Here is a 25,206-nt window from a genome sequence, read left to right as displayed (position 1 = left end):
ACGGCAGCCCCCTGACCATAGCCCTAATCCAATGCGGATCTGGACGAATAGTAAAACGCAATGGCCTGAGTTCTGTTTTTCACGGCCAGCTTGTCATAGATATTGGACAGGTGAAATTTGACCGTGTTTGTTGAAATCTGCAGTTCTTTTGAAAGGTCCCGATTGGACATGCCTTGGGCCAAGGCTTCAAGAATGGCGCGTTCTTTGCGGGACAAGCTTTGGATAGGGTCCTGTTGCATTTTTCGAACGTCGATGAATGGAAAGACCATTTTGCCAGCCGCCACATCGGCGCAGGTTTCAAGCAAGCCTTCAACCTCGCCGGATCGCGCCGCAAAACCAGCGGCCCCGGCTTGCATGGCCAGCCGCGGCGTTTCGCTGGTCACATCCCCATACACCACAAACCGGGGTGCATTGGCCTGTTCTCGAAGAACCTCGATCAGCTTTGCCGCTCCGAGCACCGGGAGGTTCCAGTCGACCACCCCGACCTGAACCGGAACTCGCATGACGGTTCCCAGGAACCCTTCGGCGGTGGCTGACGTCGCCACCAACGAGAATCGCGGGTCGCGTTCAAAGATTTCAGACATGGCAGACAGAACCAGCGGATTGCCGTCTGCCAGCATGACATCAATAGGGGTACCTGGCGCGCCAATCATCTGTTTTTACCCAACTTTCGCAATTTACTACCCAAACGGGTAGGTGAAAACTCAGTATGCCTTGGTATTTTTACCAATTCGGGTGGGAAATTCCCCATCCTTTTGGCCATCCTAAAGCAGTAGTAAGTTACGTTGCGTCATTGCGCAAGGCGGCGTTTTCTGTCCGGCAACGAAACACGACGGGTCCAAGAGCCCGACCAACGCCGAGGATGACAGACAATGACGTTTCAGATTTTCCCTCCTCTTGAGATCCCCGAGACTTTGGCCGCTGGCCCGGGACCGGGCAACACCGACGCCCGTGTCCTGCGCGCCTTCAGCAGCGCAGGCGTAGCGGATCACATGCAGGGTGACGTTCTGCGGGGCATGATCGAGTGCAAACACATGCTGCGGAAAATCTGGGGCACGTCCAACACGTATACTTTTGCGGTCGCAGGCACCGGTTGGAGCGCTCTGGACGCTATGTTCTCTGCCGTCATGCCTGGCGACAAGGTCGTGGCGTTTGCCAACGGGACATTCTCGGGTATCGACGCTCTGACCCTGCGGATCAAGGCAGCTACACCTCAAGAACACGCATCCAACCCGCTTGACCCACAAGCCGCCAGTGTCACCGTGATCGAGGTTCCGCACGGTCAGCCGGTGACAGGTGAACTGGTTGACGCTGCTTTGTCTGAGCACCAGCCCAAATGGGCTTTCATGGCGCATTGGGAAACCGGATCCGGGCGTGTCAATGATCTGCGCGGCTTTTCGGACGCCTGTGAACGCAATGGTGTCATGGGTCTGATCGACGCGGTGTCGTCGTTGGGTGCCGATGACTTTTCAATTGATGATTACCCCGGTGTCGCCGGGTGGGCGTCTTGCCCGCAAAAAGGTTTGTGCTGCCTGCCGCTGACTTATGCGCCAGTCAGCTTTACGGATGCTTATGTCGAAAGTTTGAAGGCGTCTGGCGCTTATTCTTATGTTCACAATCCGATCTTTGAAGCGCGCCATTGGGGCATTGTCGATGGGCAAGACGTAGAAAAAGGCACATACCACCGGACGCATTCGGGATACGCCGTTGCGGCGTTCCACGAAGCCCTGCGACTGACCCTGCAAGAAAGCCTGGCAAAGCGGGCCATGGCCTACCGCACCCATGAGAAGGTTCTGCGCGATGCGGTGATCGAAATGGGCTGCGAAGTGACATCGGACATGCCCAGCCTTGTTGTTCTGAACCTGCCACCGGAACTGGCGGGGCGAGAGATGGAGCTGGTCCAGAACTGCCGTGCACGGGGATTTGGCATCTGGCCGACTCTCAGCGCTCCGGTACAGGTGCGGATCGGAATCCTCAATCAGCTGAACCGGGACGCGGTCAGCCGGATCATACGCCTGTTTGCCGAAGCCCTTCGCGAGCTGGGCGGGGAGGTCGATCAGGATGCGATCGAGGCTTTACTTGAAAGCCGTTACGGCACTTCAATCGCGGCTTAACCACACTGCATGAACGGGAGGATTGCAGATGGATATTCATGAATACCAAGCGAAAGAACTTCTTTCCAATTTCGGGGTGGACGTCCCTGCTGGCGCGCTTGCCTACAGCCCGGAACAGGCGGCCTATCGGGCGCGCGAGCTGGGCGGTGACAAATGGATCGTCAAAGCGCAGGTCCACGCCGGTGGGCGCGGCAAGGCCGGAGGGGTCAAGCTGTGCAATACAGAGAACGAGATTTATCAGGCCTGCGATGACCTGTTTGGTCGTAAGCTGGTCACACATCAGACTGGTCCCGAAGGCAAAGGCATCTATCGTGTCTATGTCGAAGCGGCCGTGCCTATTGACCGCGAGATTTATCTGGGATTTGTTCTGGACCGATCCAGCCAGCGGGTGATGATTGTCGCCTCGTCAGAGGGTGGGATGGAAATCGAGGATATCTCGGCCGACCGTCCGGACAGCATCGTGCGATCCATTGTGGAGCCAGCGGTCGGGCTTCAGGAATTCCAAGCGCGTGAAATTGCGTTCAAGCTTGGTCTTGAACCCAAGCTGATCCAGCAGATGGTGCGCACACTGCAGGGGTGCTACGCCGCGTTCAGCGACTTGGACGCCACCATGGTTGAGATCAATCCGTTGGTCATCACCGGTGACGACCGGGTGCTGGCGCTGGATGCAAAGATGAGCTTTGACGACAACGCTCTGTTCCGCCACCCGCAGATTGCCGAGCTGCGCGACAAAAGCCAGGAAGACCCGCGCGAAAGTCGCGCGGCGGACCGGGGGCTGTCTTACGTGGGTTTGGAGGGAAACATCGGTTGCATCGTCAACGGTGCCGGTCTGGCAATGGCAACTATGGACACGATCAAGCTGGCCGGTGGTGAGCCCGCAAACTTCCTTGATATCGGTGGCGGTGCTTCGCCAGAACGGGTTGCCAAGGCGTTTCGGCTGGTTCTGTCGGACACCAATGTCCAGGCCATCCTCGTCAACATTTTCGCAGGCATCAACCGCTGCGATTGGGTGGCCGAGGGCGTCGTTCAGGCGCTGAAAGAATTGGATATCGACCTTCCGGTCGTTGTCCGGCTCGCTGGTACCAATGTCGAAGAGGGCCAGAAGATCCTTGCCAAGTCCGGGCTGCCGATCATCCGCGCCACAACACTGATGGAAGCAGCAGAACGCGCTGTAGGCGCATGGAAAAACGACCTTACCCAAGGCACCAAGATGAGGGCTGTGTAATGAGCATTCTTCTCGATCGCGACTCGCGTGTCATAGTACAGGGCATCACCGGCCGGATGGCGCGGTTTCACACTAAAGACATGCTGAAATATGGCACGAATGTCGTAGGCGGCGTCGTTCCCGGCAAGGGCGGCGAAACCGTCGAAGGCGTTCCGGTTTTTGACACCGTCAAACAAGCCGTTGAGGCGACCGGCGCGGATGCCAGCCTTGTATTTGTTCCTCCTCCGTTTGCCGCAGATTCGATCATGGAAGCAGCGGATGCCGGTATCCGGTACTGCGTTTGCATCACCGACGGTATCCCAGCGCAAGACATGATCCGGGTGAAACGCTACATGTACCGCTACTCCAAAGACAAACGTATGGTTCTGACCGGTCCGAACTGCGCGGGCACGATTTCGCCCGGTAAAGCTTTGCTGGGGATCATGCCGGGTCACATCTACCTTCCGGGGCATGTGGGGATTATCGGACGCTCGGGCACGCTGGGCTATGAGGCCGCAGCGCAGCTGAAAGAACGCGGAATTGGTGTATCGACCAGCGTCGGGATCGGGGGCGATCCCATCAACGGGTCTTCGTTCAAGGACATCCTTCAACGGTTCGAAGAAGACGAAGACACCCATGTCATCGCCATGATTGGTGAGATTGGCGGCCCGCAGGAAGCCGAGGCGGCAGAGTACATCCGTGACCACATCACCAAACCTGTGATCGCCTACGTTGCAGGTCTGACCGCTCCGAAAGGGCGGACCATGGGCCACGCGGGTGCGATCATCTCGGCCTTTGGCGAAAGCGCTAGCGAGAAGGTTGAAATCCTGTCTGCCGCTGGTGTGACCGTGGCGGAAAACCCTGCCGTAATTGGTGAAACAATTGCGCGTGTGATGGAGGCTGCGTGATGGTCAAACCTTCGGTTCTTGTGACCCGTCGCTGGCCTGCTGCCGTTGAGGCGCAGTTGGCCGAGAACTATAACACCGTGCTGAACACCGGGGACAAACCTTTGTCCCCGTCCGAAATCCGGCAGGCGTTGAAATCCTATGACGCGGTCTTGCCAACGGTAACCGACACGCTCAGCGCCGAGGCGCTGGACGTATCTGGTGCGCAGACAAAAATCCTTGCCAATTATGGAGTGGGCTACAGCCACATCTGTGAGCCGTCCGCCCGCGAGCTGGGTATGACCGTGACGAACACGCCTGATATTCTGTCAGAATGCACCGCAGATATCGCCATGACCCTGCTGCTGATGGTGGCGCGTCGGGCGGGCGAGGGTGAACGCGAGCTGCGTTCCGGCAACTGGACCGGTTGGCGGCCCACGCATCTGGTGGGGACCAAGGTCAGCGGTAAGACGCTTGGCATCATCGGCTACGGGCGCATCGGTCAGGAAATGGCCCGCCGTGCGCATCACGGCTTTGGCATGGACGTGCTGGTCTATAATCGTAGCCCGGTGGACCCGGCTGTATTGGCGCGGTGCAAAGCTACTCAGGTTGGGTCGATTGATGAGTTGTTGCCGCAATGCGATTTCGTCTCACTTCATTGCCCCGGCGGGGCTGCGAACCGCCACCTGATAAATGCGCGCAGGCTGGACCTTATGAAACCCGACGCGTTCCTGATCAATACGGCGCGTGGTGAAGTCATCGACGAACGGGCGCTGGTTCAATCGCTGGCTTTCGACATGATCGGCGGTGCAGCACTGGATGTGTTCGATGGTGAACCCCGTATCTGTGCGGATCTTCTGCAATGCGACAACCTTGTGATGCTGCCGCATCTGGGCAGCGCCACGCGCGAGGCACGCGAGGCGATGGGGTTCCGTGTACTCGATAACCTGCGCGATTTCTTCGAAGGCCGAGAGCCACGCGATCGGGTGATCTGACCTGCCAGCGCGCCTGAGGCTAATTGCCGATGCGGCCCACGGTGGCCGCGTCGCCGCCATCCACCGGAGGATTTACTTTTGAATGCACCGCAACGTGCCGATGGATTTTTCACCCAATCCCTGTCTGACCGCAACCCTGAGCTTTTTGGCTCGATCACATCTGAACTGGGCCGTCAGCGCGACGAGATCGAGCTGATTGCCTCTGAGAACATCGTCTCTGCCGCCGTGATGGAGGCGCAGGGCTCGGTCATGACCAACAAATACGCCGAAGGCTATTCCGGTCGGCGCTATTATGGCGGTAGCCAGTTCGTCTTCATCGCCGATTGGTTCATCGAAGTGGTCGACGGTCTGGCCGCGAATGGTGAAGACGGCAACGGCGCTGTCGAAGCCAAGGTCAAAGCCGAAGTCGCAGAGCTTTGCGCACGATTCCCGATCCATGCGAACTAGTAAGAAGAAGGACCAAAACATGAGCTTTCACCCCATTGAACAAGCCCCAGCGCGTCTGAACCGCAGCGAGCTTGCCGTTCCCGGTAGCCAGCCCGAAATGTTTGAAAAGGCGGCAAAATCGGATGTGGATGTCATCTTCCTTGATCTGGAAGATGCTGTCGCGCCTGACGAAAAGGAACAGGCGCGCAAGAATATCATTCAGGCGCTGAATGACATCGATTGGGGCAACAAGACCATGTCGGTGCGCATCAACGGGCTGGACACCCATTACATGTATCGCGACGTGGTGGATGTTGTTGAACAGGCTGGCACGCGGCTGGATCTGATCATGATCCCCAAGGTCGGAACAGCTGCTGACGTCTATGCCGTGGATATGCTGGTCACGCAAATCGAGGACGCCAAGGGCTATGGCAAGCGCATCGGGTTCGAGCACATCATCGAAACTGCGCTGGGCATGCAAAATGTCAGCGAGATCGCCGCTGCCTCGAAGCGCAACGAAAGTCTTCACTTTGGTGTCGCCGATTATGCGGCGTCGACACGTGCGCGGACAACCATCATCGGTGGTGTGAACCCCGATTATTCAGTTCTGACGGATGCGGATCCCGATGGAGGCCGTATGACACATTGGGGCGACATGTGGCACTACGCGCTTGCGCGCATGGTCGTGGCCGCACGCGCCAACGGGCTGCGGCCCATCGACGGTCCATTCGGGGATTTCCAGGACCCTGACGGCTATAAAGCTGCCGCCAAGCGCGCCGCTGTTTTGGGCTGCGAAGGGAAATGGGCAATCCACCCCAGCCAGATTGCTTTGGCAAACGAAGTTATGTCGCCGTCCGACGCCGAAGTGACCAAGGCGCAGCGCATTCTTGTCGCCATGGCCGAGGCGGAAGCGGATGGGAAAGGTGCTGTTTCTCTGGATGGTCGGTTGATCGACTATGCCTCGATCCGCCAAGCGGAAGTGCTGGTTGAGAAAGCAAGCCAGATTGCCGCAGCTTAAGAGCGATTAGGCAAAGGCCAGAACAGTTGCCCAAACGAAAAATCTGGTCTTTGCCACTTCGATGAAGCGAGAATGGGGCGCTTCATCAGTCCATGCCATTGTCTTTGACAGGAATGCCCAAGCCAACTTTCTTGCGTCCCATCACAACTGACGTTCGAAACCGGCGAACGTTTGAATTGTCGAAAAACAACTTTTTGGTCAGCTCTTCAAAATCATCCATATCACGCGCCGCACAGATCAGGCAGAAGTCCGCATCACCTGTGATGTAATAGCACTGTTGCACCCTTGGCTCTGCCTGCGCCTGCCGCGAAAAAGCGTCGATCTGATCCTGGCGTTCGCGTTCTAATTCGACCATGACAACGAAGCTCATTGCAACGCCCAGTTTTTTCGGGTCGACAATTGCCACTTCCGAGTGAATAGCACCAGAAGCTCTGAGCGCCTTCAGACGCCTTTGAACGGATGCGACCGATAAGCCTGTTTCGGATGCAAGCGCCTCCAGCCCCATTTTGGCATCACGTTGCATCAGGTGCAGCAGGCTGCGGTCAAATTGGTCGAGTTTCACAAAGATTTCCTTGATGTGAAAAAGTTTCCCGGAAAATCGGCAAATGTGACCATAATAGATCGCAGCTTGTGCGTAAAACTCTGATCATGGAACACAGTAAGAAACTTGATGTGGCAAAGCCGCTGGCGTTGCTGGCGGAATGTCCAGCTTATAAACCAAGCCCGTTAGAAACCCGCAGTTTCCAATGGCGAACGATCCTGATCAAAGATGAAACCAACAGGATGGGCCTGGGCGCGTTCAAAGCTCTGGGCGGTATTTACGCTGTTGCCAAGCTGATCGAAGCGCGTGTTGGTCGTTCTTTGACACCCAGCGCCTTTCTGAGCGATCCCGTAAAGGATGTGGCGCGATCGATGACTTTTGTGTGCGCCAGCGCAGGCAATCACGGCATGGCCGTGGCCGCTGGCGCGCAGCTCTTTGGTGCAACGGCGCGCATTTATCTTGCCGAAACAGTCCCCGAAGAGTTTGCTGTTCGTCTTCGGGCGAAAGGCGCAGATGTTGTTCGATCCGGCAGTGACTATGAGGCAAGCGTGGCCGCAGCCGTCGCTGACGCCGAAGCAACCGGTGCCATTCACCTCGCCGATGGGTCGTGGCCGGGATATACCGAGCCTCCGCGATTGGTGATGGAGGGTTATACTGTCATTGCTGAAGAAATGCGCAACGATTTAGAAGTGTCCGCAAATTGGCCGAGCCACGTGTACCTGCAGGCGGGCGTTGGTGGGCTGGCCGCGGGCATTGCCTATATGATCCGGTCGAACTGGCCGGTGCAGCCAAAGATCACAGTGGTTGAACCAGATGCTGCACCCTGTCTGAAGGAAAGCGCCCGAGCCGGAGAAATCCTTACGGTTGAAGGGCCCGTTTCAAATATGGGGCGTTTGGATTGCAAAACGCCATCCATGTTGGCTTTGGATATCTTAAAGCGCTGTGCAGACGATTGGGTTACAATCAGTGACCAACAGGCTCAGAACGCAGTAAACAGCGCCTTTGATTTGGGTTTCTCGACCACGCCATCCGGAGCGGCTGGGCTTGCCGCCTGCCTTGAGGGCGACGATGATTTGACATTGGTCATCTTGTCCGAAGGGGGCGTTTCTGATGCTTGATCTTGTTGCGTTTCGTCGTGATCTTCATGCCCATCCAGAAACCGGGTTCGACCTTGACCGGACCCCCAATTTGATCGCGGCCGAGTTGGAGCGCGCTGGGCTTGAGGTCACCCGAGGCGTGGGTCGGACCGGGGTTGTTGCCACTTTGCGCCGTGGTCCTGATGAGACCGCAATCGGGTTTCGCGCCGATATGGACGCGCTGCCGATTCACGAGATGACCAATTTGCCCTACCGGTCAAAAACAGAGGGCAAGTTTCACGGCTGCGGTCATGACGGGCATAGCACGATGCTGCTTGGTGCTGCCTTGGCCCTTGCTGCGGACACATCGTTGGACAGGACCGTTCACTTTGTTTTCCAGCCGGATGAAGAGAACGGAAATGGGGCCGCTGCGATGATTGCTGACGGTTTGTTCGAACGCTTTCCTATGACCGCAGTTTTTGGGCTTCACAATATGCCGGGAATGGAGCTGGGCCACTTCGCCACTCAGGCAGGACCTTTCTGTGCATTCGAGGATAATTTTGAAATCCGCCTTAAGGGGCAGGGGGGTCACGCGTCCATGCCAGAGAAGGGCGTTGATCCGATCGTGACGGGATCTGCGATTGTATTGCACTTGCAGTCGATTGTATCGCGCTCGCTTCCTCCCGGCGAACATGGTGTGGTTTCAGTTACTGAGTTCCTGACAGACGGCGCGCGCAATATCCTGCCGAGTAATGTGACCTTGCGTGGGGATTGCCGGGGGTTTTCCAAAGACGTCTCAGACAACATTCAGCGCAGAATGCGCGCCATCGTTGATGGTGTGTGTGCTGCGCAAGAGGTGGCGGCGGAGGTCGATTATTCAACGTCGTTCCAGCCTTTGGTAAATGATACCCGGGCCACCGAGGTAATCTTGGGCGCAGCTCGCGATGTTGGTTCTGTTGACGCTGAATACGGTCGGGTGGGTTTCTCGGAGGATTTTGCCGAGTTTCTGGCGCACCGACCGGGCGCGTTCATTCTGATGGGAAACGGGTTGGACGGGAACAACGCCATGCCGCTTCACAACCCGTCATATGATTTCAACGATGACGCGATCCGACATGGAATTGCGTTCTGGACCAACCTTGCGCAACGCGGTTTTTGAGCCTGACGCAGTGGCCCTTCTGGTGATCCTTTGTCGGTTTTGTTTTGAAGTTCAGAGAATGACATATCAGGTCAGACACGTTTGGAAACTCGCTCATTGACCTTTGGACAGCAGAAGGCATCAATACGTCGACTGTTCGCCAGGTCTCGGATGCGCACATTGGTGTTTACTTTGTAACGCATGGCACGAATGATCGTGAGTTCACCTATTTCCGTGCAGTTTCCTCCAGCAGCCGTATGGGTCCAGACGATCTGCCGGTGACGGCGCTGCGGTCGGTGAAGGTTTTACATGTGTCTGGAATCAGCCAAGCTATTTCAGACACCGCTGCTGATGCCGTTTCCGGTAGTGTGTCGGTCATAGGATGTTCAGACAAAGCACCTGGCGCACCAATAGCCAAAACCCGTGTTTCAGGTTGGCGATCTCCCCACGTACCGTGCCGTGCGATAGAATTGGTGGCATGAGCACTTGCGTCTTATCGCGAACTGTCGCTTTCACAAAGTTCCTTTACTTCCGGTTTTGAAGTCCGAAAAGCCCGATCCACGGTTGTGATGCCGGCGAAAACTAATGCGTATGCCCGGGTTAAGAGAGGCCAGATTGCTGCATAGTTGCGCGTTGGATCATTGATCGCGATGCCATGTCGCCGCCACGCAAGGTGTCGGCGGTTTGAAACGCATGGATTGCCTCGGTGAAACGTTTGGCCCTGAAATGGGACAAGCCGTCTTCGTACGCTTCGATCCAGTCGTGTGATCCTTCGAAATTGTCGGCCATCGCGATCAACTCAAACACAACAAGAGCTTCAGACCGGCCTTGTATCTCAACCGTCTCCAGCTCACGCACGACGATGGCATCGCCCGCCTCGCGCCGTGTTTCCGGGCCGATAATGATTGCAGTGCCGTAAGTTTTGTTGACCCCTTCCAGACGGCTGGCGACATTCACAACATCACCGATTGCGGTATAGTTCAACCGTTGCTCGGACCCGATATTTCCGACCAGAGCCTCGCCGCTGTTTAGCCCGATGCGAACATGAAGCGCGCTGTCGGTCTGGCTCTGCAGGCTGGAATTCTCGACCACGTCCACCAGCTCCAGCGCGGCACGGCAGGCGTGTTCGGCGTGTTTTGGGTTCTGCTTTGGTGCGCCCCAGAAGGCCATCACCGCGTCGCCAATAAATTTGTCGATCGTCCCGTCGTGGCGTTCTATTGTCGATGAGGCGGCGCTGAAAAAGGGCGCCATCAGTTCAACGATTTTGGGGCCGTGTTTTTCGGTCAGTCCCGTGAACCCGGACACATCGCAAAATAAAACGGAGATCTGTTTTGGCTCACCGCCCGGCTGGGTCTTGATGCCTTCCGCCACAAGCATCCTGACCAGATCGGTCGGTACGTATTTGCGGAAGGCCGACAAACCCACAGCCATGCTGGCGGTCGCGGCGGACAGGTTTTCAAGCTCTTTCAGGCGCGAGGGCCTGCGCGAGACCTGTTCAACGTCAAATCGTTCGATTCGGCTGAGGTCTTCGGCTACACGTGAAAGTGGGTTCGCGACGACGTGGCGCACAAACCAGATCGCCAGACCAATCGCGACAACAACGACGCCAAGCAAGATGTAAACCAGATTGATCAGAGTTTTGTCGATCCCCGACAGGAACGCGGATTCCGGAATCACTGTGGCTACCCGCCAGCCGTAGAATCCAAGAGGTGTCAGCGCCACCGCATAGGGCACATCCTCATAGATGATCCGTTTCGTCACAGGGCCTGGTGTTTTGTTGTCCGCGTCGGCCATCAGCCTTTCACCCGAGATTTTGGCAACCTCGTATAGTTCCCCCTCTCCCATTCGGGCTGGCGTGATTTCGTCGGCTTCGGGATCCGGTACCGCAATGACTTTGCCGTCGGCGTTGATGATAAAGGCCGCACCAAACTCACCAGGACGTAGTGAGCCCAGAAAGCGTGACAGGCGATCCGTATCAATCGCAACAGTCAACACGCCCTGTCGTTGTCGGCGTACGTCGATGGGCCCGGAAAAGGCATATAATGTTTTGTCGCTGCCGGGCAGATCCCGAACCTCGATCCAATCCGGTTTGCTGCGGCTTATGAAGTTGCTGTACCAAGCGTGTTCACGTGGGTCGTATTCGGTTTCTGTAAAGCTCCGTTCTTCGAACTGAATGTCACCGGGAATGAAAATATACCGATCCTTCCGCAGCATTCGGTTACGGATATTCTTGTCGATTTCCATCATCTCCAGCCCGCTGTCACCCAGCCGGTGGGCAGCAAAAAAGTTGCCATCGGGCCAGCCAAAGGTAAGCCACGAGATATTGGGCTGCGCTTGCAGCTGCGAAAGGAACACGAACTCGCGTTTGTCGGCCTGACGTGTCTGGATGACATCCTGGATGAAAATCGTGCGGACAGCGGCCCATGCGGCCTCGGCAGATCTGAGAGTTAGCCCAAGCTCGATGCGCACGGTGTTGGCAATCTGGCTGTTGATTTCGGCCGACAGCATGCGGCTGTTTTCGCGGGCTGTTGTCCACCACAGGGAATGCACCACAAAAGTCGACACGCCAATCGACAGGGCAACAAGTATAGATACGGCGATCCCTACGCTGACACGCATTCTAGCTCCACAACAGCCCATGGCAGCAGACGGTTCAATTGCTATGCCAAAGGGTCAAATTCAGCTTAGTGTCTGCCCCCTTTGGTTTCCAGACGGTTGAGCAGGATATGCCAACTTGTTTACTTGCCGTTGAATTGTTTGAGTGGTTTTCGACCTCTTTGGTTTTTAAGGGGGGGCAGGCAGGCACTTGCCGCAGGCTTTCCACGGTTTCAGGGGTTTGCTGGGCTTGCATCTCAGCCGGAACAGGACCTGCTATGGCAAGAAAGAAGACGCGAAGAAGGCTTTAAACATCCTCAACTGCGCATTAGCGAGAAATCCGGATCATAGGGTGAAAAAGGTATAACTTCTGCCGCGACCATATCTCCGCACATGTCCAAGTTCATTGTGGTGCCTGGACTGGTCAACTCGGGGGTTACGAAGGCGTAAGCCAGGTTCATCCCGACGCGATGACCCCAATCTCCGGATGTGATGGTGCCAACAACTGTGTCGCCCTCCATCAGCGATGCGCCGCCGTGGGCCGGGGCGTGTATGGCGTCGATCTTCAGCGTCACCAACGATCTTTTTGGGCCGCTGGCCTTGCGTTTCAGCAGCGCGTCTTTGCCAACAAACTGGCCTTTGTCCAAATTGACAAAGCGATCCAGCGCTGTCTCAAACGGGTCGAACTCGGTCAGCAGATCGGCTTTCCAGTGCAAAAAACCTTTCTCCATACGCATAGATTCAACCGCACGCGCGCCGAACAGTTTCAAACCATGCCTCTCACCGGCTGAACGTAGTGTAAGATAAGCGGCATAAAGCGAGGCATTTGGGACGTGGATTTCATAAGCGTGCTCGCCCGAAAAGCTGATGCCCATGACGGTGGCCGGGGCAAAGCCAATGAAGGTTTCGCGAACCGAGAGCCACGGGAAGGCCTCTTTCGACCAATCTCCACGCGCGCAGGCGGACAGGACGTTACGCGCGTTGGGGCCTGCCAGAACAAGGATCGTCTGGTCATTGGTCATCGACCGGATTTGCACATCCTCGTCCGCGCGCAGATGCTGGGACAGCCAATCCATATCGTGGTATTCACTTGCAGCTGCCGATCCATACCAGATGCGGTCTGGCCCACGATCGCTGGCTGGAATGTTGGCGATTGTGGCCTCGCCCTTGATCATGCCCTGATGGTTCAAAAGATAGCCCAGACCGACACGGCCTGAACGCCTGGTGACGTTGCCACAGAACAACCGGTCAAGAAATGAATGGCGATCAGGCCCGGTGATTTCCAGCCGGTTAAATCCATTCACTTCGCACAGGCCGACATTCTCCTGCACGTTCTTAACTTCGCTTGCAACGACGTTGAAGGCTTCGTCAAAATTGAAGGTGAGGCTGGGATGAAAATCGGGCGACGGTTTGATGTAATCCACCCGTTCCCATCCGTTCACCACAGTAAACTCGGCGCCTTCCGCTGCCAGAATTGGCGTCAGCGGCGTCGTTTTGGCGGGGCGACCTGCGGGTCGGTGTTCGTGTGGGAAATGGAAACGGAATTCATTCTGATAGTCCTCGATGGCCTTAAGCGAGGTCAGTTCTACATTGGCATGTCCGGTAAAGCGGCGCGGATCGAGACACCAGGTGTCGTAACACGCCTCGCCATGCACGATTTGTTGCGCCAGCAGCCAACCGTGCCCGCCGCCTTCGCCAAGACCGGCACGCAAACCGATAATGCAGAAAGCATTGCGCTTGCTCGGTATCGGCCCAACCAACGGTGCACCGTCGATTGTATAGGTGATCGGGCCGTTCACGACCGATCGAATGCCTGTTTCACGCAAGGCGGGCATCCGTTCGAACGCGCCTTCCAGCACATCCATGACCCGATCCAGATCATCAGGGCAGAGCGCATTAACAAAGTTTGGGTCGATACCGTCCATGCCCCAGGGCTTGCAGTCCTGTTCATAAAATCCCACCAGCAGTCCGCCTTTTTCCTGACGGCTGTAGTAGTCGCTGATTGGGCATCGTAGCAGCGGCATCCGGTGTCCGGCCTCTGCAATGCCGGGGATGTCTTCGGTCAGGAAGTATTGATGCTCCATCGAGGCGACGGGGTGATGGACACCCATCATCGCACCCACTTCGTTGACACGGTAACCACAGGCATTGACCACGATGTCGCAGTCGATGTCGCCTTGTTCAGTGTGAACGGTCCAAGTGTCGTCCTTGTGCTGAGACAGGGCGGTCACAGGTGTATTGCGATAGACTTCAGCCCCCGCTTTGCGCGCGTGATAGGCCAGAGCCTGACATAGTTGCGCAGGATCAATATCGCCGTCCAGCGGATCCCAAAGCCCACCAAGCAGGTTGGTGGTTGAGATCAGAGGATGACGGCGGGCGCATTCTTCGGCGTCGATGACCTCGAATTCCACCCCCATGCCCCGCGCCATTGACGCAAAATGGCGATAGCCCTGCATTTGCGCTTCGGTATTAGCCAACCGGATACCGCCATCGGCGTGGTGATAGTTGATTGGGTATTCCGGGTTTTCAGACAGATTCTTGTACAGATTGATCGAATGCGTTTTCAGGCCGACCATGGTTTGGTTCATACCAAAATTGGTCACCTGCGCCGCTGAATGCCAGGTCGTGCCACTGGTCAGCTCGTTGCGCTCGACCAGAACGACGTCGCTCCAGCCTTCCTGGGTCAGATGGTAAAGCGTGGAACAGCCCGCAATGCCACCCCCAATGACAACAACCTTGGTACGGGATTTCATGTGACGCGTGCCTCCGACAAATCGTTTGCGGAGATAGGCCCGTATATTGGTGCAAGTCGCAATATGGCGCAGTTTTTTTCATAACATATCGAACTTTAACTTCGATTGTTTCGCATTAAGTGCAAGGTTGTTGAATTGTCGAAGTTTAAGCCTCTTCTTTCCCGCTTAAAACACGGTCGAAGGAGCAAGCATGGCAGGGCATCGCGTAAAGCGAGGGGGTCGACGCGAGCGGATGGCTCAACGTGCGTCAAAGCCCGCGATTGATCCTTGTCCGCCGGGACAAATCGGCGGCGTCTACAAGCCGCTGAGTGACACAGACCTTCACCGGATTTTCGACACAGCTTTGGATCTTCTGGAAAAGCTCGGTTTGGGCGAGGTGCCTGAGCGCCTGCACGCTGATCTTCTGGCGGTGGGTGCGATCGACAATGGCGAAGGGCGCGTGTTGTTTCCACCGGCTTTGGTGAATGAAGCCATCGACCAAGCGGCCAAGACTTTTACGCTTCATGGCAGGGATCCTGCGCGGTCAATTGAGGTCGGCGGTAACAAGGTCTATTTCGGTACAGGTGGAGCCGCTGTGCAGACACTGGACTTGGACAGCGGTATTTATCGGCCTTCAACCCTGAACGACCTGCATAACTTTACCCGGCTTCAGGACACGCTTGCCAATGTCAGTTGGTACACGCGATGTTGTGTTGCCACTGATGTGCCCGACAATTTCGATCTGGACGTCAACACCGCATTTGCGTTGATCAAGAACACAACCAAACCAACGGCAACATCGTTCACGCTGGCCGAGTATGTGGCCCCAATTGTCGAGATGCTGGACATTGCAGCTGGCGGCCCTGGCGAGTTTTCCAAGCGACCGTTCATGAAGGCACATATCAGCCCGATGATCTCACCCATGCGCTACGGTGAGGATGCGGTGGATGTGGTTTATGAGTGCATTCGGCACAATATCCCGATTTCTTGTATTACCGCGGCACAGGCGGGGGCGACTGCACCGGCCACGCTGGCCGGGTTCCTGGCGCAATCGCTTGCAGAGACGCTGGCCAGCCTGCTTATGGTGCATGCAATCCGGCCAGGATTTCCAATGGTATTCTCCAACTGGCCGCTGGTCATCGACCTGCGCACTGGCGCATTCTCAGGCGGCAGTGGCGAAACGGCGGTGCTGAATGCCGCATCAGCACAGTTGTCGAATTGGCTGGGCCTGCCCTCGGGCATTGCGTGTTCGATGACCGATGCTAAGGCCATCGATGCCCAGTATGGTATGGAGAAAGGCCTGACCTCGATGGCGGCTGCCTTGGCCGGAGGCAATCTGATTTATGAAAGCTCAGGCATGACCGCCTCATTATTGGGGGCCAGTTTCGAAGCGTTTGTTCTGGATGACGAAATGCACTCGAACACGTACCGCGCATTGCGGGGGATCGAGGTGAGTGATGAAAACCTTGGGTTCGATGCGATCTGCGATGCGGTTCTGGGCGATGGCCATTTTCTAGGCGGTCAACACACCTATGCTGCGATGGAGCGGGACTATTTCTATCCGTCACTTGCCGACCGTGATGAGCCGCGCACATGGGCAGAAAACGGGGCTCAGGATGCATGGGCACGTGCCCGGATCCGAGCGCGGGAAATCCTGACGGAACACAACCCACACTATCTGACACCCGAGCAAGAGCGTGAAATTCGCGATCGGTTCAATATCTTGCACCCGTAGCACTTGGGCATTATCTGACAATGAGCTATTCAGTCAGCTGAGAAGCCGGAAGCTTTCGGCCAGCCAGGGCTTGCTTTGGGTTTGATGAGAGATAGCGTGCTCGGTGATCAGATTGCGCATCTTCTGGTCGACCAGTTCAAGCAGTGATCTGGAACAATCCGGTGTTGCGACGATGGCCAATGTGCGCGCGAAACTCTTGCCGGGAAAACGATGCATGCTTAGGCTGTTCTGAAACCTTTTGGCGCGGGAAAACAACAAAGGCGTCGTAATGGTCCATCCGGCACCCGCCGCGACCATTGCCATCAGTGTTTGATTGTTGCTGCATTCGAAGTTCGAAACAGAAGACAGACCGAGGCGGCGCATCTGCGACTCAATTTGCCGGGCAATGATCAGGTTGCTTGAGAATTTCAGAAAAGGCAGGGTACTGCGGCCGTCCACAATGTCTTCCACTGGGTCCTCGCACGTTCGTGGTAAGACCACAACAAACGGATCGCGCAGCAGAGGCCGCTCCTGCAGGTCACGCGCACGTTCAGTCGGAGATGTCGTGATCCCCAGATCAAGGTGCCTGTTGCGCAGCATTTCTATGATCGTGTGACTCGAGTCCGTTTGATACATGAAATTGCAACTTGGCATGTACTGCGACAGGAAAACGGCCAGTTCGGGCATGATGTCGCTGTCGAAATCTTCAATTGACCCAACCCGCAGCAAACTTGCCTCGGCTATGCTTCCGGCAGACGCCTCGGCCTTGGCCTTGCGAATGGCGAACAGGGCTTCGTCAATATTGCGCAGAAACACCTCTCCTTTAGGTGTCAGAACCATGGGCCTGCGAGAGTGGTTGAAGAGCTCGACCCCCAGATGATCTTCGAGATTGCGCAGGTGATGCGAGACCGTGCTGATGGTCAATCCCGTTTGTTTTGCGGTTGCCTGAAGCGATCCCTGGTGTGCGCAAATCTGGAAAAGTTCCAACCATTTGAGACTGAGATCTTTGGCGGCTGATTGGCGGGGCATATCGGTCTTTCCGGCATGTTTGAAAAAAGTGGCCTATTGTTTCGAAAGTATACAAGTTTTGTTACCATTTTTCGCAGCAATTCGATGATCTTTGGCCAACGGAAAACTCAGCAACCCATTTCACGACAGCCGACTTGGTTTTTCTCATGGCCGTGTGCAAAAACAAGAAGTTGGATCGCCTTGCGGTTTCGCCTCTGGTGCCCCTGACTTGGTCTATTGCTGATTGCGGTTCGCAGATCCGGCGGTAACCGCCCTCTGGCGGGCCTGGTGGGGCCAACGCATCAACATTCGTTGAAATTTGATCTACTAACGGAGTCCTCGACCAACCAGTTGAAAACCAAGGCGGCGCGATCCGATGAGGTGTTGTGTAGCACCACGTAGAAATCAAGCGGGGCTGACAGTGTCTGCGGTAAAAGCTTGGTCAACTTGCCGGATGTGATCAAGCCTGCGGTCAGGCCTTCCCACCCCAGCACGGCACCCATGTCATCCTGTGCAGCTTGCAGGGCAATGGTGTAGTTGTTCACCCTGTGCCCCGATTTAAGCGACCCTGAATACCCAAGGCCGGCAGCCCATTCCTGCCAACCTGTCCAATCGGTGCCAGGTGCGTCCAGATGTATAAGCGGGACTTTGGACAGGTCCTGCAACTGGTCGATTTTGTGCTGCCGGACGAACTGAGGGCTCGCCAAAGCCATGATCCGGTCCCGAAACAGCACCTGACTTGTACCGCGTTCCCGAGAGGCATCGCCGTAACGGATACTGATGTCGCACTTTTGTGTGTCATACCCCAGATCGGTGACAACCTGAGTAACCGAGATATGCCCGTAGCTTTTCCAGAATTGCGCCAGTCGCGGTGTCAGCCATAGCGAACTGACGGCCGTGCTGGATCGGATCGTGACACCGGAGCGATCGTATTGTGAGCGCAGCTGCTTGAGCGCCTCGCTGATGCCTTCGAAACCGCGTTGCAGCGCTACCAGCAGATAGGCTCCGCTTTCGGTCAACTCGACCCCTCGATGGTGGCGGTGAAACAAAGCGCAATTGAGTTCGACCTCCAGCGCTTTGACCTGATGGCTGATGGCGGCGGGCGTTACGTTCAACTCAGTCGCGGCCTGTTTAAAGCTGACATGGCGTGCCGCGGCCTCAAAACTGATCAGTGAGCTGAGCGGCGGCAGTTCGTATGGGCCAATGGGCAAGGTGATCTGACCTGTATCTTGCAGTTTTAAGTTATTTTCCTCGTCATAGGATTATTCGCATTAGCTGAATTTGCCCAGAGTGAAAATTTTTACAATTGCCATCCTCGCCCATGAACGCGATGATTTGGCCAAAGAAGCACGTGTTGCACAGTGTCCCGGTCAAACCGAGTACCCGCCCGGCGGGACAACGTTGGCCGGGATTTGGCGCGTAACGGAAGAGGAGAATTCAAATGCAGTCACATGCAGAAGTGGTTGTTGTCGGGGGCGGGTGTGTCGGAGCCTCGATCCTGTACGGCCTGACCGAACATGGGTGCACCGATGCCGTAATGCTGGAACGGACGACATTGACCTCGGGCTCGACCTGGCACGCGGCCGGTCTGCTAGTGACTTTCGTGCGCTCGCACAATGTGTCGAAGATGACGATGGAAACCATCCGCATCTATACCGAGGTCGAGGAAAAGATGGGCAGCTCGGTCGGGTTGCGGAAAGTCGGTCAGCTGCGCGTTGCAAACACCGAAAAGCGCTGGGACGAGTTCCAGTCTTATATCTCGATCGCCGAGGCCGCTGGTGTGCCGTGTAAGCTGTTGACTCCGGAAGAGGTGGCCGAGGTTCATCCGTTGCTGAATCAGTCTGAACACATCCGGGGCGGTATCCTGCATACCGAAGACGGCTATGTGAACCCCGCTGACATCACCATGGCGATGGCAAAACTGGCGCGTGATGCAGGGGCGAAAGTTTATCAGAACACCGAAGCGCAGTCTTACGAAAAGTTGGAGAACGGGCTTTGGAAAGTGACCACCGACAAGGGTGAGATCACCTGTAAGCATCTGATCTTTGCCACTGGCAACTACGCGCGCGAAAACGCGCGGCGGGTGGGGCTGGATCTGCCATGTATTCCAATCGTACACCAATACTGGACCACCGAGACCGTGCCGCTGCTGAAGGAGCGTCGTGCACAGGGGCTGCCGGAATTCCCGATCCTGCGCGACGAGGATTATGGTGCATATCTGCGCGAGGATGTGGGGGGCATTCAGTTTGGACCCTACGAATTCACCAAAGACCTCAAGCTGTTTGCCGAAGACCGTGTGCCGCCCGACTTCGGCGCCGATCTGCTGCCTGAGGATTTCGACGCGGTGGAAACCCAATGGGAGCGTGCCATCGAGCGTGTGCCGACTTTGGGCGAGGTTGGTATCAAGGCCAACACACGCGGCCCGTTCCAGATGACACCGGACGAATTGCCTTTGGCGGGCCCTGCCCCCGGGCATGAAAACCTGTGGCTGGCCGAAGGGATGCCGGGAGGTATTTTGTGGGGCGGGACAGTCGGCAGTCGCCTGGCGCAATGGATTGTAAATGGCGATCCGGGTATGGACATGTCCGAACTCGACCCACGCCGTTTTTCCGACTACGCTTCGAAACGCTGGACCATGGACAAGGTGCGCGAGACCTGGGGCACCCATATGGACGCGCATGTTCCAGGAGAGGACTTCCCGGACGCGCGCCCGATGAAAACCATGGGGTCTTATGATCTGCTAACCGCGCACGGCGCGGTGTGGACCAGCTTCAACGGATACGAGTTCCCCCGGTGGTTTGCCAAATCCCCCGAGGAGGCGATCCCCGAGCACTCTTTCCGGCGCACCAACCATATGGAACTGGTACAGGCCGAGGTGCGTACGACCCGCGAAGAGGCCGGGTTCATCGAAATGTCGCCGATGACCAAGTTCACCGTGCGCGGCCCCGGTGCCGCAAAATGGCTGGACAGTCTGATGGCCAACAAATTGCCGAAGATTGGCCGCATGACCCTGTCGCTGATGTTGAACGACAAGGGCGGTATGGATGCGGAATACACCATCGTTCGATATGCCGAGGATGATTTCTATCTGATCTCGACCCCTAACTGGCGAGCGTACAACTGGGATCAGTTGCAGCGCCTGCTGCCCAAGGATGGCTCGGTCATGATGGAGGATATCTCGGAACAGCTGGGCGTTATTGCTTTGGCCGGTCCGAAAGCTCGTGAGATCCTGCAACCGCTGACGGACAACGACCTGTCGAACGAAGCTTTCCCGTGGCTGTCTGCGCAGATGGGTGAGGTGGGCTATGCCAAAGGTGTTAATCTGCTGCGCGTCTCGTATACCGGCGAGCTGGGATGGGAGCTGCACCACCCGGTCGGATATAACCGCCATTTGGTCGATCTGCTTCTCAAGGCTGGGGTGAAGCCCTTTGGCCTGGAAGCCTTGGAGTCGATGCGGCTTGAGAAATCCTATCGGGCGATCAACCGCGAGATTTGCAAGGATATGACACCCTACGAAGCTGATCTGGGCCGCTTTGTCGCCATGACCGAGAAAGTCAATGGCGAGGTGGTCGAGCGGGAATTCATCGGCAAGGCTGCGTTGCAAAAGCAAAAGGCAGAGGGTGGTTACAACACGCTGGTGACTCTGAAACTGCCGTTCTGCGATACCTCAGTCATGTTTGACGAAGGCGTCTATGCCGATGGCAAGCTGATCGGGCGCGTCACGTCGGGTGGATTTTCCTACTACTGCAACCACGACATCGCGATGGCCCTGGTGCCACAGGGCATGACCGCACCGGGTACGACAATGCAGGTGCTGATCCACAATGAAATGCGTGATGCCGAGGTGATCGACATCTGCGCTGTTGACCCGACCAGCGCACGCGCCCGGGCCTGAGAAGGAGAGCTGAAATGGCACAAGCAAGAGGACGGTCCAGCCGTGGCGGTGGGCGCGCGGCACGCGTTCAGGCCCGCACCAACCCACCCCCGGTCTATTTACCGACCCTGAACCGCAAGATTGGGCCGATCGATCTGCTTGGCCCCGAGGGGGTCGAGCGTATTCACAATGCCGCAATGACCATTCTGGAAACCACCGGCATTGAATTTCGCGATCCGGTGGCTTTGGCGGACTGGAAAAAATACGGCGCAGATGTGCAGGGCGAGCGCGTCCGGATCGGGCGCGACATGCTGATGGACCTGATCTCGTCAGTACCTTCAGAATGGGCTTATGCGGCACGCAACCCAGAGCGGTCTTTGCGTGTGGGTAACGAACACTCGGTCTTCGCGAACGCCTATGGCGCACCTTTTGTCTATGATCTTGACGGCGTGCGCCGCCCCTCGCAGTTGGAGGATGCGCAAAACTTCTTCAAGTTGAGCCAGATGAGCCAGTCGATGATGGTTCCGGGTATTCTGCCGGTGGAACCGCAGGATGTTCCGGTTCCGCAGCGCCATCTTGAGCTTGTGCATGCGGCGTTGACGCTGACGGACAAGCCGATCAAAGGTTCGGTATTGTCAGAGCAGGCAGCACGTGACTCGGTGGACATGACCCGGATCGTGTTTGGCGAAGAGTTTGTAGACAATAACGTAGTGATGGCTGCGCTGCTGAACTGCAACACGCCGCTGGTCTGGGATGAGACCATGCTGGAAAGCTTGCGCGTTTATGCTGCGGCCAACCAGCCTTGCCTGCTGTCGCCTTTCGTTTTGGCGGGGGCTTCAACGCCGGCCAGCCCGCAGGGTGGTGTGGCATTGCTGATTGCGGAATCCTTGGCGGGCATGGCCTATAGCCAGATCATCCGACGCGGCGCGCCGATGGTTCTGGGCGTGGCAATCATGGGTGTGTCGATGAAAACCGGCGCGCCGATGATGGGGTCGCCGGAGCCGGGTCTGATGAACCTGTTGGTGGGTCAGATGGCGCGGTTCTATCAGGTGCCCTGGCGGACTTGCACCATGTGGACCGGGTCAAAGTCACCCGACATGCAGGCCGGCTTTGACACGGCCAACACGATGTGGCCCGTGCTGCTTGGCGGGGCGAATTACATTGTGCACTCTGCCGGTTTTCTGGAAGGGGCGTTGGGGGTCAGCTACTCGAAATGGGTGCAGGACACCATGCAGCTTGAGAATTTCCATCGCTTTTTCAGCGGGCTTCAAGAGGAAAACCTGGATCTGTTGCTAGACGACATCGCCCTGATCGGCCCCGGAGGGCATTTCCTGGGCACGGACCACACGCGTGAAAACCCGATGCATATGAATCACTTGCAAAACAACGACAGTTTTGAACAGTGGGAAGCCGAAGGTTCGAAGACGGCAGAGGTTGTTGGCAATGAAGCCGCGCGGCGAATGTTGGACAACTATGTGCAGCCTCCGATGCTTGACGATCAACGCGGCGGGCTGGACGAGTTTGTTGCCAAAAAGCGCCGGGAATACAGCAGTTAACCCTGACGTGGGCGCTGACGCGCCCCGTCGAGCCACACAAGGACAGGATCACCCCAATGACGGAAATCTCGACGAAGACGCTCTCACTCGAAGAGGTCAGGGAATTGGCCAGATCGATCCTTGTGGCAGCGGGTATGGATGCGCAAGGCAGCACCGTTCTCGCGGATATCGTCACCCGATCCGAACGGGATGGTCCCCGCAGTCATGGGCTGCGCATGCTACCGGTTTATGTTCAAAGTTTTACTTCTGGCTATGCCAATCCGGCGGCGTCGCCCAAGGTTGAGCGTATTGCGCCCGGTGTTTTGCGCGGGGATGGCGACAACGGGTACTATCAACTCGCAGCGGGGATGGCGCGGGACGAGTTGATTGCCATGGCCCGAGAAAACGGCATTGCCGCTTTCACTTGTGCCAATTGCCATCACCTGGCTGCGCTGCGTTTTGACACCGAACCTCTGGCCGAAGCGGGTCTGGTGGCGCTGGGCGTTGTGAACTCATTGTCAACGGTGGTGCCACAAGGCGGAGTGCGCCCGGTTTTCGGGACCAATCCGATGTCATTTGCGTGCCCGCGTGAAGGGGCTGAGCCGATTGTTTGGGATCAGGCGTCTTCGATGGTTGCGCTTATGGATATTCGCATGGCGGCGGCCGAAGGGCACGATCTGCCCCGCCCGGCGGGTTTGGCGCCGGATGGCCAACCTACGGCCGATCCGAATGCCATTCTCGAGACCCGCAGCCTGTTGCCCTTTGGCGAGCATAAAGGGGCCGCGATTGCCTTTCTGATCGAAGTTTTAGGCGCGGCGCTGGCCGGTGGCACCCTGTCAGTAGACAATGCCAAACGTGTGGAGCACGGCGCTTTGAACATCAAAGGCGGCTCCACTCTGATCGCGATTGATCCCACGCGCTTTGGGAACCCGGGTTTTGACGACTACGTCAAACGCATATGTGCCGAAATCGACGGCAACGGCACGGCTCGCGTTCCGGGTGACGGACGGTTGAAAAATCGCGCCGCTGCGCAGGAAAAAGGCGTGGTTGTCAGCGTAGAGTTGCTGTCACAGCTGCATGAAATTCAGCAGGAAAGCCTTTAAATGTCAGAAGTTGCGGTTGTCGGCGGCGGTATCGTCGGCATTTCCTGTGCTCTGGCGCTTCAGTCAGAGGGGCACCAGGTCACGGTTATGGAACCCAACACCGTTGGTGAGGGGGCCAGTTGGGCGTCGTGCGGCTGTATTGCGGTGGGGGAAATTGTTCCTCTATCGCAACCCGGAATGATGCTGAAAGTACCTGGGTGGTTGCTGGACAGCGAAGCGCCCTTGTCGTTGCGTCCAAGTTCAGCGTTGAAGTTATTGCCGTGGTTCTCACGGTTCACCGCCAACGCCCGCCCATCAAAAATGCGTGCCATTGCCTCTGATCTCGCGCGGCTGACATTCTCGGCCACCGCGGATTTCAAGGCGCAATTGCAGGACATCGGCGAACCTGAAATGCTGATAGAGCGACCCGTCATCAAGCTGTTCGACGATGATGCCGACAAGGCGACCATGGGGGCGGCTTTTGATCTGGCGCGCGAACTTGGCTGCACCATTGATGAAATCTCGGGCCATGATGCACACGAGCTTGACCCAGCGATAGCGCCCGATTTCAAATATGCGGCGGTGTTGCGGGACTGGAGTTATGTGACGGACCCTAAACGCCTGGTCGAAGCCTTGCACCAGACATTTTTGAAACGAGGCGGAACTGTAAAACGGGTAGGGGCCGTAGGGTTCGACCGCGAAGGCCGAAAGGTGCAATCGGTTAAACTGACCGACGGAACTGAGTTTTTTGCAGATCAATTTGTCTTGGCTGCGGGTGCACGATCCAAAGGCTTGGCGAAAGATCTTGGCGTACCAATTCGACTGGAGGGTGTGGCAGGGTATTCAACGGCATTGTCAGATCCGGGTGTGGAGCTGAAACACACGATTTTCTACCCTAAAGGCGGGTTCGGCGTTACGCCGTATGACGGAGCTCTGGCTGTCGCGGGTACAATCGAGTTCGCCAGTTTGGACGCAGCACCAAACTGGAACCGGGCGGATGTGCTTGTGCGACGGGCGCATCGGGTCTTGCCCGGCCTGAAGACGGACGTTGCCGAGCGTCGCGTCGGCTATCGCCCCTTCACTCCGGACACGCGACCGATCATCGGGCGCAGTCATCGTCTGGACAACGTCCAATTCGCCACCGGGCATGGTCAGCTTGGGCTGACTTTGGCTGCCACCACCGCCCGGTTGGTGGCAGATAACACGGCTGGGCGGAGACTTCATGTCGATGTAAAGGCTTTTTCACCTGATCGTTTTTCCTGAACCAGGC

19 protein-coding genes and 1 pseudogene are annotated in these 25,206 nt (G+C 56.8%); 14 read left to right on the top strand and 6 right to left on the bottom strand.

Annotated features, from left to right (window positions below; translation table 11 throughout):
• Nucleotides 1–23: 23 nt before the first annotated feature.
• Nucleotides 24–653 carry a response regulator transcription factor gene (locus tag GS630_RS15005; protein ID WP_245223249.1) on the bottom strand — a complete coding sequence of 210 codons (630 nt, stop codon included), beginning with the start codon at nucleotides 651–653 and terminating at the stop codon, nucleotides 24–26.
• A 219-nt stretch (nucleotides 654–872) separates the two neighbouring features.
• Between GS630_RS15005 and GS630_RS15000 the strand changes: the two genes are divergently transcribed.
• The 6 genes and pseudogenes from GS630_RS15000 (at nucleotide 873) to GS630_RS14975 (ending at nucleotide 6,641) form a co-directional block, all read left to right on the top strand.
• A complete protein-coding gene (locus tag GS630_RS15000) occupies nucleotides 873–2,114 on the top strand; it encodes an aminotransferase class V-fold PLP-dependent enzyme (protein WP_171238741.1) in 1,242 nt (413 codons plus the stop codon).
• 28 nt (nucleotides 2,115–2,142) lie between these two features.
• The gene (locus GS630_RS14995) at nucleotides 2,143–3,339 is read left to right on the top strand and encodes a malate--CoA ligase subunit beta (RefSeq protein ID WP_171180584.1); all 1,197 of its coding nucleotides are present in this window, start codon (nucleotides 2,143–2,145) and stop codon (nucleotides 3,337–3,339) included.
• The gene (sucD, locus tag GS630_RS14990) at nucleotides 3,339–4,226 is read left to right on the top strand and encodes a succinate--CoA ligase subunit alpha (RefSeq protein ID WP_171621403.1); all 888 of its coding nucleotides are present in this window, start codon (nucleotides 3,339–3,341) and stop codon (nucleotides 4,224–4,226) included. Before GS630_RS14995 ends, sucD begins: the two co-directional genes overlap by 1 nt.
• The gene (locus tag GS630_RS14985; protein WP_171180588.1) at nucleotides 4,226–5,197 is read left to right on the top strand and encodes a D-glycerate dehydrogenase; all 972 of its coding nucleotides are present in this window, start codon (nucleotides 4,226–4,228) and stop codon (nucleotides 5,195–5,197) included. Before sucD ends, GS630_RS14985 begins: the two co-directional genes overlap by 1 nt.
• 78 nt (nucleotides 5,198–5,275) lie before the next feature.
• Nucleotides 5,276–5,521 (top strand): annotated as a pseudogene (glyA, locus tag GS630_RS14980) (serine hydroxymethyltransferase); the annotation flags it as partial.
• 142 nt (nucleotides 5,522–5,663) lie between these two features.
• Nucleotides 5,664–6,641: a CoA ester lyase gene (locus GS630_RS14975; protein ID WP_171180590.1), complete on the top strand. Its 978-nt coding sequence runs from the start codon at nucleotides 5,664–5,666 to the stop codon at nucleotides 6,639–6,641.
• Nucleotides 6,642–6,726: 85 nt separating this feature from the next.
• On the opposite strand, the gene GS630_RS14970 is transcribed toward GS630_RS14975, so the two are convergent.
• Nucleotides 6,727–7,203: an Lrp/AsnC family transcriptional regulator gene (locus tag GS630_RS14970; RefSeq protein ID WP_371809149.1), complete on the bottom strand. Its 477-nt coding sequence runs from the start codon at nucleotides 7,201–7,203 to the stop codon at nucleotides 6,727–6,729.
• A gap of 110 nt (nucleotides 7,204–7,313) precedes the next feature.
• On the opposite strand from GS630_RS14970, the gene GS630_RS14965 reads away from it, so the two are divergent.
• From GS630_RS14965 to GS630_RS22635, 3 genes are all read left to right on the top strand, one after another.
• Complete coding sequence (locus GS630_RS14965) at nucleotides 7,314–8,300, top strand: pyridoxal-phosphate dependent enzyme (protein ID WP_371811586.1); 987 nt, start codon at nucleotides 7,314–7,316, stop codon at nucleotides 8,298–8,300.
• Complete coding sequence (locus GS630_RS14960; protein WP_171621402.1) at nucleotides 8,293–9,417, top strand: amidohydrolase; 1,125 nt, start codon at nucleotides 8,293–8,295, stop codon at nucleotides 9,415–9,417. The genes GS630_RS14965 and GS630_RS14960 overlap by 8 nt, the downstream gene beginning before the upstream one ends.
• A 65-nt stretch (nucleotides 9,418–9,482) precedes the next feature.
• Complete coding sequence (locus tag GS630_RS22635) at nucleotides 9,483–9,878, top strand: PfkB family carbohydrate kinase (protein ID WP_371809151.1); 396 nt, start codon at nucleotides 9,483–9,485, stop codon at nucleotides 9,876–9,878.
• Between the two features lie 118 nt (nucleotides 9,879–9,996).
• On the opposite strand, the gene GS630_RS14950 is transcribed toward GS630_RS22635, so the two are convergent.
• Together GS630_RS14950 and GS630_RS14945 are read right to left on the bottom strand one after the other, a co-directional pair.
• A complete protein-coding gene (locus GS630_RS14950) occupies nucleotides 9,997–12,015 on the bottom strand; it encodes an adenylate/guanylate cyclase domain-containing protein (protein ID WP_171621401.1) in 2,019 nt (672 codons plus the stop codon).
• Between the two features lie 293 nt (nucleotides 12,016–12,308).
• Nucleotides 12,309–14,744, bottom strand: coding sequence for an FAD-dependent oxidoreductase (locus GS630_RS14945; protein WP_171621400.1), 2,436 nt, complete (start codon nucleotides 14,742–14,744; stop codon nucleotides 12,309–12,311).
• Nucleotides 14,745–14,934: 190 nt separating this feature from the next.
• On the opposite strand from GS630_RS14945, the gene GS630_RS14940 reads away from it, so the two are divergent.
• Nucleotides 14,935–16,458, top strand: coding sequence for a trimethylamine methyltransferase family protein (locus GS630_RS14940; RefSeq protein WP_171621399.1), 1,524 nt, complete (start codon nucleotides 14,935–14,937; stop codon nucleotides 16,456–16,458).
• A 33-nt stretch (nucleotides 16,459–16,491) separates the two neighbouring features.
• Here GS630_RS14940 and GS630_RS14935 read toward each other — a convergent pair whose 3' ends face one another.
• Entirely contained in the window at nucleotides 16,492–17,466 is a 975-nt protein-coding gene (locus GS630_RS14935) for a LysR family transcriptional regulator (protein ID WP_171180603.1), read from the bottom strand.
• A 281-nt stretch (nucleotides 17,467–17,747) separates the two neighbouring features.
• Nucleotides 17,748–18,656 carry a LysR family transcriptional regulator gene (locus tag GS630_RS14930; protein ID WP_171180605.1) on the bottom strand — a complete coding sequence of 303 codons (909 nt, stop codon included), beginning with the start codon at nucleotides 18,654–18,656 and terminating at the stop codon, nucleotides 17,748–17,750.
• Between the two features lie 230 nt (nucleotides 18,657–18,886).
• Here GS630_RS14930 and GS630_RS14925 point away from each other — a divergent pair, with 230 nt between their 5' ends.
• Genes GS630_RS14925 through GS630_RS14910 form a run of 4 tightly spaced genes read left to right on the top strand, consistent with a single transcriptional unit; the run spans nucleotide 18,887 to nucleotide 25,199 of the window.
• Complete coding sequence (locus GS630_RS14925; protein ID WP_171238738.1) at nucleotides 18,887–21,340, top strand: FAD-dependent oxidoreductase; 2,454 nt, start codon at nucleotides 18,887–18,889, stop codon at nucleotides 21,338–21,340.
• Nucleotides 21,341–21,354: 14 nt separating this feature from the next.
• The gene (locus GS630_RS14920) at nucleotides 21,355–22,875 is read left to right on the top strand and encodes a trimethylamine methyltransferase family protein (RefSeq protein WP_171621398.1); all 1,521 of its coding nucleotides are present in this window, start codon (nucleotides 21,355–21,357) and stop codon (nucleotides 22,873–22,875) included.
• A gap of 56 nt (nucleotides 22,876–22,931) precedes the next feature.
• Nucleotides 22,932–23,957 carry an Ldh family oxidoreductase gene (locus tag GS630_RS14915; protein ID WP_171180612.1) on the top strand — a complete coding sequence of 342 codons (1,026 nt, stop codon included), beginning with the start codon at nucleotides 22,932–22,934 and terminating at the stop codon, nucleotides 23,955–23,957.
• Nucleotides 23,958–25,199 (top strand): FAD-binding oxidoreductase, encoded by a 1,242-nt coding sequence (locus tag GS630_RS14910; protein ID WP_171180614.1) that lies wholly within the window; start codon nucleotides 23,958–23,960, stop codon nucleotides 25,197–25,199.
• Nucleotides 25,200–25,206: the final 7 nt, after the last annotated feature.

Source organism: Ruegeria sp. HKCCD7303, from assembly GCF_013111185.1.
In the GTDB taxonomy this organism is placed as follows: Bacteria; Pseudomonadota; Alphaproteobacteria; order Rhodobacterales; family Rhodobacteraceae; genus Ruegeria.
The sequence above is the reverse complement of the archived record's forward strand: the minus strand, read 5'-3'. Positions and strand labels throughout refer to the sequence as shown.